The following is an 11,013-nucleotide window of genomic DNA, read 5'->3' as shown; positions in this document are numbered from 1 at the left end:
GGTGGCCGAGTGGCCGAAGGCGCTCCCCTGCTAAGGGAGTATGGGCTTTAACTCCCATCGAGGGTTCGAATCCCTCCCTCTCCGCCATTATTTGCATAATCTAAACCATGCAACTAAGCTCATTAGCAATGAGCAAGCTCGTGTTAAGCGAGCGATATAAAAGATTTGCGCGTGTAGCTCAGCTGGATAGAGTACCTGGCTACGAACCAGGCGGTCGGAGGTTCGAATCCTCCCACGCGCACCATTATTAGAGAATGCCCTGTAGCTTGCTACAGGGCATTTTTTATTGCTGGTTCGTCACTGCTCAATTTAAGTGTCACTTTTCTATTTCACTTTGCGTGATATAGCAATGCCTTCTCAGTGTTAAATTCAATTACCTTACATTCTAGGCTACCAGCGTCGTTTTAATGCTGTTTATATTTTTAGCCAATCTATACGTGTTAACAGCTTTTAATTCGCTTGATGTTGGTTAGCATGCGCTTGAGCTCTATATAGAGTCTGCGGCTAAGGGGGATCTTTTTTGCAACTCAACAAACGCATTATCTATATTGGTACTCTTTTAGGTGAAATCACTCTTAACATGGATCATCAGCGTTGATCTATTGGCAACAGGCACACTAAGGAGCATGATTTACCATGTAACTGCTCGATTGTAATAAATAGTCAATTAATCACGATAAAATTGGCATATTTATGCTTTTTACATCATCTGCACTTCTTTAGGGCGATTGGTTGTTCTTTATCTTGATATCACTTTTTAGTTAGAAGTCGTCATAATCTTGTCATTTTCTTCATAAACCCATCAAAATTAAATTATTCTCATAAAAGTTTCGTTTTAATTATCGAATTCTCACCTATATCCTTTTAATTTTATTATTTTTGGTCTGACCAATTTACAAGGTGTTGGATTAATTGTTATAGATTAGTTATATTTTTCGTCAATGAAGAATTTGATATAACTAAATTAGCTGGTTGATTAGCTTTTTTATAATCATAAATTAGTTAAGATAGACTGAATATTTATTCTGAATGCCGTTTGTGAATTAATGAATGCCTACTTTTGGTGCGTGAGTTAATTTCATATATGACTTCATTATTGGCGTATGTAATCAGAACGGATCCTGTGTGCAATGACTGATTGAACACTAAGACAAGAGAGGATGTATGACTTCAATATCTGAGCAATTATTTAACGCCTTAGGCGTGATGATAATGGGGATGAGCTTAGTCTTTATTTTTTTAAGCTTGTTAATCGTCGGTATCACTATCGTCGCCAGATTAACCAAGTCAGAAAATCAAGTTGCAGCAGCGTCGGCGCCAATAGTGCAAGCACCTGCATCAGCAGCGACACTTGACCCTAAGTTAGTAGCAGCAATCACTTCTGCTATTCATCAGTATCGTGCCAAAGATTAATAGTTTAGGAGTAATTATGAGCAAGCCTTTAGCGTTAACAGATGTAGTATTACGAGACGCCCATCAGTCTATTTTGGCAACACGCCTACGTTTAGACGATATGTTACCTATCGCTCCTTTACTGGATAAAATCGGTTATTGGTCACTTGAATCATGGGGAGGCGCGACCTTCGATTCATGCATTCGTTATTTAGGAGAAGATCCGTGGGATCGTATCCGAGAACTTAAAAAGGTCATGCCAAATACGCCGCAGCAAATGTTGTTACGTGGTCAAAACCTTTTGGGGTATCGCCATTATGCTGATGATGTAGTAACTCGCTTTGTGGAGCGTGCGCATACTAACGGTGTTGACGTGTTCCGTGTGTTTGATGCAATGAATGATGTTCGTAACTTAGAAACGGCTGTTAAAGCGGTGAAACAGGTTGGTGGTCATGCTCAAGGGACTATTTCGTTTACAACTAGCCCAGTTCATACCGTTGATACTTGGGTTGATATGGCTAAAAACCTTGAAGACATGGGTTGTGAGTCATTGTGTATAAAAGACATGGCAGGTCTACTCAAACCAATGGAAGCATTTGACCTGATTAGCAGACTTAAATCTCAAACGGATTTAACAGTGTCTATGCATTGTCATGCTACAACGGGTTTAAGCACTGCAACTTATCAAAAAGCAATTGAAGCGGGTATTGATGTACTTGATACCGCCATTTCGTCAATGAGCCAAACATATGGACATTCAGCGACAGAAACCTTAGTCGCAATGGCTGAAGATAATGGCCGCTCAACCGGCTATGACATGGCGCTGTTAGAAGAAATTGCAGCTTACTTTAGAGAAGTTCGTAAAAAGTATGCTCGTTTTGAAGGTGCACTGAAAGGTATTGATTCACGCATTTTACGTGCACAAGTGCCAGGTGGCATGTTAACCAACATGGAAAACCAGCTCAAAGAGCAGGGCGCTGCGGACAAAATGGATGCTGTATTAGAAGAGATCCCTCGTGTACGTGAAGATCTTGGTTTCTTACCTTTGGTGACGCCAACGTCACAGATTGTAGGTACTCAATCAGTAATTAATGTCCTAATGGGTGAGCGATATAAAACCCTAGCTAAAGAAACTGAAGGCGTATTAAAAGGTGAGTACGGTGCAACACCTGCACCAGTTAACGCTGAACTTCAGGCTAGAGTGCTAGAGGGTGGTGAGGCCATTACATGTCGTCCTGCCGATCTTATTGCACCAGAGCTAGATAAGTTACGCCAAGAGTTGGCTGATATCGCTAAGAAAGACAATATTACTTTGGCGGCAGAAACTGATGATGATGTGATGACGTATGCGTTATTTAATCAAATTGGATTACAGTTCTTAACTAACCGTGGTAATCCGGACGCATTTGAGCCTATTCCAAGTGCTGATGATATGGCGGTTGTTGCTGATAAAAAAGACAAAGGGCCTGAAACCTATACCGTTAATGTCCAAGGGCAAAATTTTGTGGTGGAAGTCAGTGAAGGTGGAGATATTAGCCAAATTGTACCCACTTCATCATCAGCTGGTTCTCAAGCGCCAGCTCCGCTTGCACCATTAACGCCGGCGAGTAATGAAATTAAAGTCACGATGAACGCACCGCTGTCAGGCAATATTTTCAAAGTGATGGTGAATGATGGCGACCATGTTAATGAGGGTGATGTGGTATTAATCCTTGAAGCAATGAAGATGGAAACCGAAGTTCGAGCAGAAACGACAGGTGTGATCAGAAATATCGCGGTTAAACAAGGCGATGCAGTTGCAGTTGGCGCACCATTACTGGCACTAGCGTAAGAGGTAGGAGATAGCATGGAAGGATTAATGGCCTTTTGGTCTGAGACAGGTATTGCTAACTTCGCACCTGATCAACTATTTATGATGGCAATTGGCGGGGCATTGTTATATCTCGCCATTGCTAAAGGCTTCGAGCCACTTTTGTTAGTGCCGATTGGTTTCGGTGCTATCCTGGCGAATATTCCTAATGCGGGGTTTACCGACGAAGGCGGTCTACTTTGGTATGCCTACTATGTTGGTATTGAAACAGGCATATTCCCATTACTGATTTTCATGGGCGTGGGGGCGTTAACTGACTTTGGAGCGCTGATTGCTAATCCGAAAACCTTACTATTAGGTGCTGCGGCGCAGTTTGGTATTTTTGCGACCTTGCTTGGTGCAATTGCATTAAATTTAGTGCCTGGGTTTGAGTTTACTATGCAAGATGCTGCGGCTATTGCGATTATTGGTGGCGCCGATGGCCCAACAGCCATTTTCTTAGCCTCTAAACTAGCCCCAGATTTATTGGGGGCAATTGCAGTTGCTGCGTACTCGTACATGGCGTTAGTACCGTTAATTCAACCACCAATCATGCGTTTATTGACTAACGAATCTGAACGTACCATTAAGATGGAACAGCTGCGTGAAGTCAGTAAAAAAGAGAAAATTATTTTCCCATTGATGGTAGTGGGAATGACCATTTTATTCTTACCGGCAGCAACGCCTTTAGTAGGGATGTTCTGTCTAGGTAACTTAATGCGTGAATGTGGCGTGGTAGATAGATTATCAAGCACTGCTCAAAACGAATTAATTAACATTGTCACTATTTTCCTTGGTTTAGCTGTAGGCTCTAAATTGCAGGCTGAAGAGTTTCTACGTATCGAAACCTTAGGTATTTTAGTCTTAGGAGCTGTCGCATTTAGTATCGGTACAGCTGCTGGTGTGTTGATGGCTAAACTGATGTCTAAAGTCTCAGGTGGTAAGATTAACCCATTGATTGGTGCAGCTGGTGTATCTGCTGTACCTATGGCCGCACGTGTTGTGAATAAGGTAGGTTTAGAGTCAAACCAACAAAACTTCTTATTGATGCATGCTATGGGACCAAACGTTGCTGGTGTACTGGGTAGCGCTGTTGCTGCTGGTGTATTGTTGGCTGTTCTAGGTTAATACCTTGCGTTAACTCTGTTTGTTGTAAATCATATTAAAGCCACTGCTAAGCAGTGGTTTTTTTTTGCTAACACATTAGTCATATTGAGCCTGAGTTCATCGCTAGCTCATCGGTATAAACAGAAGATAGTGCCATCTATTACGCGTCTGTATCAGGGTTTTACTCACTCTCTTCACATAGCATTTAACTCACCACTCATAAGCCTTTCTTTATTTTCTTTCTTACTCGATTAGCAAGGCTTAAGGCACGTCGATTTATCAGCCTAATCCAATATTAAGGCTTGCATTGCTCCATTGTTGTTCAATCCAAAAAACGACTCGTATTTTATACCCATTTAGGTGCGATTTTATTTATCTTGCACTAAATTAGCACTACCCTTTATAGGTATGTTGGAGGAATGTTTTAAAATTTCCATTTAAAACAGTGCATTACCAAGTTGGCACGTTAGCTGAATAGTAATGGTCACATATTGGCTGATTATAATTGTATTTTATTTATCCGTTTTTGATTGTTTTTGGTCTTAAACGTGAAAATTAATCATTTTTTAGTCGTAAATTAATTTAAGCAAAGGCGCTTAATTATTCCTTAGGGGGTAGTTAGCGCCTTTTTTGTTTTACCTATTTAACACTTAACAAGGATTTAAAGATGAATTGGAAAAAAGCACTTAAACAGACATTACTGGTGATGTCTTTTTCTGCCGTATTGCCAGCCATGGCTGAGGTCGGATTTCCAGAAAAGGAAGAACTGACTTTTGGTTTTATTAAATTAACTGATATGGCGCCTATCGCTATCGCTTATGAGAATGGTTACTTTGAAGAAGAAGGCCTATACGTCACGATTGAAGCCCAAGCTAACTGGAAGGTGTTATTAGACGGTGTTATTGATGGTCGCTTAGATGGCGCACATATGCTGGCAGGGCAGCCAATAGCTGCCACTATTGGTTATGGTACTAAAGCGCATATTATTACGCCTTTTTCGATGGATTTAAACGGTAATGCCATTACGGTATCCAATGATATTTGGAAAAAAATGAAACCTAACATCGCTAAAAATAGCGATGGCAAACCTGTTCATCCAATTAAAGCTGATGCGTTGAAACCTGTTGTCGAGGAATACACTGAAGCAGGTAAACCGTTCAAAATGGGCATGGTATTTCCTGTATCAACCCATAACTACGAACTACGTTATTGGTTAGCTGCTGGCGGTATTCACCCAGGATACTATGCGCCTCATAAAGGTGACACTTCGGGCCAATTAGATGCGCAAGCATTTCTTTCTGTAACCCCTCCACCACAAATGCCATCAACGCTTGAAGCTGGCACTATTTATGGATACTGCGTGGGCGAACCATGGAATCAGCAAGCCGTATTTAAAGGCATTGGAGTGCCGGTAGTTACCGACTATGAAATTTGGAAAGACAACCCAGAGAAGGTTTTTGGGATCACGGCTGAATTTGCTGAAAAATACCCTAATACGACGATTCGTTTAACTCGTGCCCTGATTAAGGCGGCTAAGTGGTTAGATGATAATAACAATGCCAATCGTCCAGCAGCTGTAAAAATCTTATCGCAATCTAATTATGTTGGTGCTGATTACGATGTCATTGCTAATAGTATGACCGGCACATTTGAATATGAAAAAGGCGATAAGCGAGCGGTCCCAGACTTCAATGTGTTCTTCCGTTATAACGCAACTTACCCATATTACTCAGATGCGATTTGGTATTTAACGCAAATGCGTCGCTGGGGACAGATCTCTGAAGATAAACCTGATGATTGGTACAAAGATGTTGCTGCGAAAGTTTATCGCCCAGATATCTATGCCAAAGCTGCTCAATCCTTAATTGATGACAAAACCATTGATGCAAAACATTTCCCAGACTTTGCAACTGAAACTGGCTTTAAAAAACCTCAGCAGCACTTTATTGACGATATCGTGTATGACGGGAGCGCGCCTAATGCTTACATCAATAAGTTCAGCATTGGTCTAAAACAAGGCGATAAGCTGTAATTTACAGCTATCGAAGTGAGGATAGAGCTATGTCAACCATTGCAAAAATTACCCAGAGGCTTCCTATGGATAAGTCATCTGCCAACGTGTTGCTTTCGAAACTAGGTCAAATGAGTAAAACGTTACTGTTACCCATTATTGGCTTAACCGTGTTCTTAGTCTTATGGTCTATCAGCGCAAATAACATCAACACTTCGTTGGGTAAGTTTCCGGGGCCAGTGGCTGTTGTAGCTCAGTTCGATTCGCTTTACCAAGAACATGTGGCTGAACGAGAAAAAGCGGCAGCTTTCTATGAGCGTCAAAAAGTGCGTAATGAAGCCCGCGTGGCAAAAGATCCAACTTATGTGCCAAAGACACGAGCTTATACAGGTAAAGAAACCTTTGTTGATCAGATTTTTACGAGTTTGATTACCGTGATGTCAGGTTTTTTATTAGCCGCGATTATCGCCATTCCATTGGGTATTTGGATGGGGCTGAGCAAAAATTTAAATGCGGCAATAAACCCTATTGTGCAGCTGTTTAAACCCGTCTCGCCATTGGCTTGGTTACCACTGGTTACTATGGTGGTGAGCGCACTTTATGTCTCTCCAGATCCTATGTTATCGAAATCGTTTATCAATTCGTTACTCACAGTCACTTTATGTAGTTTGTGGCCAATGATCATTAACACCTCAATCGGAGTCGCATCTATTGATACTGATTTATTAAATGTCAGTCGAGTATTGAGGTTATCAGCCTTTACTCATGTGCAGAAAATCGTATTACCAGCATCAATACCGTTAATTTTCACGGGGATGCGTTTATCACTCGGTGTGGCTTGGATGGTGTTAATTGCAGCAGAGATGTTGGCGCAAAACCCAGGCCTTGGCAAATTTGTTTGGGATGAGTTCCAAAACGGAAGTTCAGAGTCGTTATCTCGCATTATGGCAGCCGTTATTGTGATTGGGTTTATTGGTTTCTTACTAGATAGAGCAATGCTTGCACTACAAGCTTGGTTCTCATGGGATAAAGCCCGTTAATTTGGGACGCAAGGAGTAAATATTATGAGTGTATTTTTAGATATCAGTAATATCGATATGGATTTTCCTACCCCTAATGGTCCATTTAAAGCGCTTAAAGAAGTGAACCTGAAGATCAATAAAGGTGAGTTTGTATCGCTCATAGGTCATTCGGGGTGTGGTAAGTCAACTGTACTAAATATCGTAGCGGGTCTTTATCAAGCCACTCAAGGTGGAGTGATTTTAAACAGCGCAGAAGTAACAGAGCCTGGGCCTGAGCGAGCCGTTGTGTTTCAAAACCACTCATTACTGCCATGGCTTACGTCATATCAAAATGTCGAGCTAGCAGTTAAACAAGTATTTAAGAATAAAAAATCCAAAGCTGAAATTAAGGACTGGATTGAATACAACTTAAAGCTGGTACATATGGAACATGCAATGCATAAGCTTCCTAGCGAAATTTCAGGCGGTATGAAGCAACGAGTCGGTATTGCAAGAGCATTGGCAATGGAACCCGAAGTCTTGTTAATGGATGAACCGTTTGGCGCATTAGATGCACTAACGCGTGCGCATATGCAGGACTCGCTAATGGAAATTCAAAACGAGCTGAATAACACCGTTATTATGATTACGCATGATGTGGATGAAGCCGTATTACTATCCGATAAAATTGTCATGATGACCAACGGCCCGGCAGCGACGGTTGGTGAAATTTTAGACGTGAATTTACCAAGACCAAGAGAGCGGTTAGCACTGGCAGAAGACAAAGAATATAACCGTCTACGTGCTGAAGTATTGAAGTTCTTATACGAGAAGCAACGAAAAGTTGAGACTATTAATATTAGTAATTCATCAATTAGTAACGATGAAACTGCTAATGTTGGCTAAGATTACTCTGATGGACAAGATTTAATTACAACAAGGGAAATATGATGAGAAAGAATCAACTTGCGAGTTTTATCAATAAAAGGTTAGCAAAATCAGCGTTAACCATTATTGCTCCAGCATCTTTGGCATTGATGGGCCAAGTACATGCTGCAGAAGCAACGACGATTGCAGAAGCTGTGACTGAAGGGAAAGTGAAAGTCGATTTGAATCTGCGTTATGAAATGGTAGAGCAAGATAACGCATTAAAAGATGCAGATGCCTTTACGTTACGTACCCGATTAACTTACGCCACAGCTGATTACTATGGTTTTAGTTCGTTAGTCGAGTTCGAAGATTCACGTGTCGTAGCGGGTGTTGATGACTATAACGATACTTTAGGAAACAATCCTGATTATTCTGTGATTGCCGATCCTGAAACCACAGAACTTGATCAACTATTTTTAAAATACCAATACGAAGGTTTTAGTGTTAAAGGGGGTCGACAAGTGATCACCTTTGATAATCAGCGTTTTGTGGGACATGTGGGTTGGCGTCAAGATAGACAGACGTTTGATGGCGTCATGCTTGAATATAAGTTCAATGATATGTTCCAAATTGATTATGGTTATATTACTCAGCGAAATCGTATTTTTGCAGAAGCAAAAGATATTGATTCAAAAGATAATTTAATCAATGCTCAATTAAAAACGGGTTTTGGTACGTTAAGCGCCTATGGCTACCTATTAGAAGAAGATACTAATATTGAAAACGGTCTAGACACTTATGGTCTTCGCTTTACCGGTAAAGCTGATATTGGTGATATTAAGTTACTTTATACAGCGGAATATGCCACTCAGGATTCAGATACAGCAGGGCAATCTTATTCTGCAGATTATATGAGCCTTGAGGGGGGCGTTGGTTTTTCAGTGGTTACCTTCAAAGTAGGCTACGAGCTGTTAGGTTCAGATGGTGGCGATTATGGTTTCTCGACTCCACTTGCAACACTACATGGCTTTAATGGTTGGACCGACCAATTCTTAACAACACCTAAAGAAGGCTTGGCTGACTTGTATGCATCTATTGGTGGTAGTGTGATTGGTGGTAAATGGGCGGTGGCTTATCACGAGTTTGATGCGGATGAATCAAGTGCAGCGGTGGACGATTTAGGCTCAGAAATCAACGCCGTCTTTAGTATGCCATTATACGACCACTATACCGTTGGCGTTAAATATGCGGCTTATTCAGCTGGTGATGTTGCAGCAGGTAAAGTGGATACTGACAAAGCGTGGGTATGGTTTAACGCAAAGTTTTAGCCTAATGTCATTCGCGACTTTTAAATAGGTTGGGCTATAAAATGAAAACGGCAGATGAACAATTCATCTGCCGTTTTGTAGATTTGGTCGCAAATTAACTGAATCTTTAACGAATCCTTTATTACGTCATTAACTATGCTGTTTGCTCAATGATTTTTTCATTTGAATTAAACTGCGCTTCATCAAATTGACCTTCACTTTTACCAACAACAACCGCTGTCATCATATCGCCAGTGACGTTCGTTGCTGTACGGATCATGTCAATTACACGGTCAATTGCCGCAATAAATGCGATTCCTTCAAGCGGTAAACCAACAACACCTAAGGTAACGGTTAGCATAACCATTGCACTACCAGGTACACCTGCAGTACCAACTGACGCTACTGTTGCTGTCACAGCAATAAGCATGTAATCGCTCATTTCTAATGGGATACCATAAATTTGGGCAATGAAGATTGCAGCAATAGCAGGGTAAATACCGCCACAACCGTCCATATTCATGGTTGCGCCAAGAGGTAAAACAAAAGCACTATAGCGTTTAGATACGCCCATTGATTCAGTACATTTAGTACTTGCTGGTAATGTACCAAAGCTAGATGCAGTACTGAATGCGACTAACTGTGCAGGCATGGCTTTGCGGAAAAATTGTATCGGGCTCAGTTTAGCGACAAATTTAATTAAGCCACCATAGACAAAAATGATGTGGATGAGCGCTGCGACATAAATTGCGATAATGAACTTACCTAATGGCAATAAAGTTGATAAACCGTACTCACCCACAACCCAAGCCATTAAACCAAAAACACCTATTGGGGTGAGTTTTAATACCATACGAGTGAGTTCAAACATGACTTCTGCGCCAGCTGAAATGGTATTTTTAAGTGGTGCAGCTTTTTCGCCAACAGCATTAATAGCGATACCCACTAATGCAGCAAATACGATAATTTGCAGTACTTTTCCTTCTGCTAATGAGGCAAAAGGATTAACTGGGATCATATTTAATAAGACTTGAGCAAACCCTGGAATATCACGGTCACTCACTTCCGTTGTCGCCAGCTCAATACTGCCGCCCATATCAAAAGAACTACCAATGGCAAGACCTATGAATGATGCAGCCGTGCCTGTTAGCATAAACAGGCCTAAGGTCTTAAAGCTAAGACGTTTAAGGTTTGCTTGAGAACCTAAAGAAGTAATACTAACGACAATGGCGCAGAAAACTAAGGGTGCGACCAACATTTTAATGGCACTGATAAACAAGTCACCGAGTGGTTTCAGCATTACGGCGCTTTCGCCTAAAGCAACACCCGCCATGATACCAAAAGCAAAACCTGCGAGGACTTTTTGCCAAAAAGGAATACGTTTCAAGGTTTGAAAAATCATTAAATTTCCAACTATTTATTATACTTGCCGTTGTTTTCAGCAAGGGGATTATTATTTCAATAACCGAACACAAT

The 11,013-nt window shown here is 41.1% G+C and carries 8 protein-coding genes and 1 tRNA gene; 8 read left to right on the top strand and 1 reads right to left on the bottom strand.

Going from position 1 to position 11,013, the window contains the following annotated elements:
- Positions 1–167 precede the first annotated feature (167 nt).
- The 8 genes from AN944_RS16415 (at position 168) to AN944_RS16380 (ending at position 9,558) form a co-directional block, all read left to right on the top strand.
- A tRNA-Arg gene (locus AN944_RS16415) sits at positions 168–244 on the top strand.
- 920 nt (positions 245–1,164) lie between these two features.
- Complete coding sequence (locus AN944_RS16410; protein ID WP_055025723.1) at positions 1,165–1,413, top strand: OadG family transporter subunit; 249 nt, start codon at positions 1,165–1,167, stop codon at positions 1,411–1,413.
- A 16-nt stretch (positions 1,414–1,429) separates the two neighbouring features.
- Positions 1,430–3,223 (top strand): sodium-extruding oxaloacetate decarboxylase subunit alpha, encoded by a 1,794-nt coding sequence (oadA, locus tag AN944_RS16405; RefSeq protein ID WP_055025722.1) that lies wholly within the window; start codon positions 1,430–1,432, stop codon positions 3,221–3,223.
- 15 nt (positions 3,224–3,238) lie between these two features.
- Positions 3,239–4,369 carry a sodium ion-translocating decarboxylase subunit beta gene (locus AN944_RS16400; protein ID WP_055025721.1) on the top strand — a complete coding sequence of 377 codons (1,131 nt, stop codon included), beginning with the start codon at positions 3,239–3,241 and terminating at the stop codon, positions 4,367–4,369.
- A gap of 646 nt (positions 4,370–5,015) precedes the next feature.
- On the top strand, positions 5,016–6,380 hold the full coding sequence (locus tag AN944_RS16395; RefSeq protein ID WP_055025720.1) for a CmpA/NrtA family ABC transporter substrate-binding protein: 1,365 nt from the start codon (positions 5,016–5,018) through the stop codon (positions 6,378–6,380).
- 29 nt (positions 6,381–6,409) lie between these two features.
- Entirely contained in the window at positions 6,410–7,399 is a 990-nt protein-coding gene (locus AN944_RS16390) for an ABC transporter permease (protein ID WP_055025719.1), read from the top strand.
- A gap of 24 nt (positions 7,400–7,423) precedes the next feature.
- On the top strand, positions 7,424–8,266 hold the full coding sequence (locus AN944_RS16385) for an ABC transporter ATP-binding protein (protein ID WP_055025718.1): 843 nt from the start codon (positions 7,424–7,426) through the stop codon (positions 8,264–8,266).
- Positions 8,267–8,310: 44 nt separating this feature from the next.
- Positions 8,311–9,558 carry an alginate export family protein gene (locus tag AN944_RS16380; protein ID WP_055025717.1) on the top strand — a complete coding sequence of 416 codons (1,248 nt, stop codon included), beginning with the start codon at positions 8,311–8,313 and terminating at the stop codon, positions 9,556–9,558.
- 133 nt (positions 9,559–9,691) lie between these two features.
- Here AN944_RS16380 and AN944_RS16375 read toward each other — a convergent pair whose 3' ends face one another.
- Entirely contained in the window at positions 9,692–10,939 is a 1,248-nt protein-coding gene (locus tag AN944_RS16375; protein ID WP_055025716.1) for a dicarboxylate/amino acid:cation symporter, read from the bottom strand.
- Between the last annotated feature and the right edge of the window lie 74 nt (positions 10,940–11,013).

Origin of the sequence: Shewanella sp. P1-14-1 (assembly GCF_001401775.1) — a bacterium.
Lineage (GTDB): Bacteria > Pseudomonadota > Gammaproteobacteria > Enterobacterales > Shewanellaceae > Shewanella > Shewanella japonica.
Note: the sequence above shows the minus strand (reverse complement) of the source record. Positions and strands in the feature narration are given on the sequence as shown.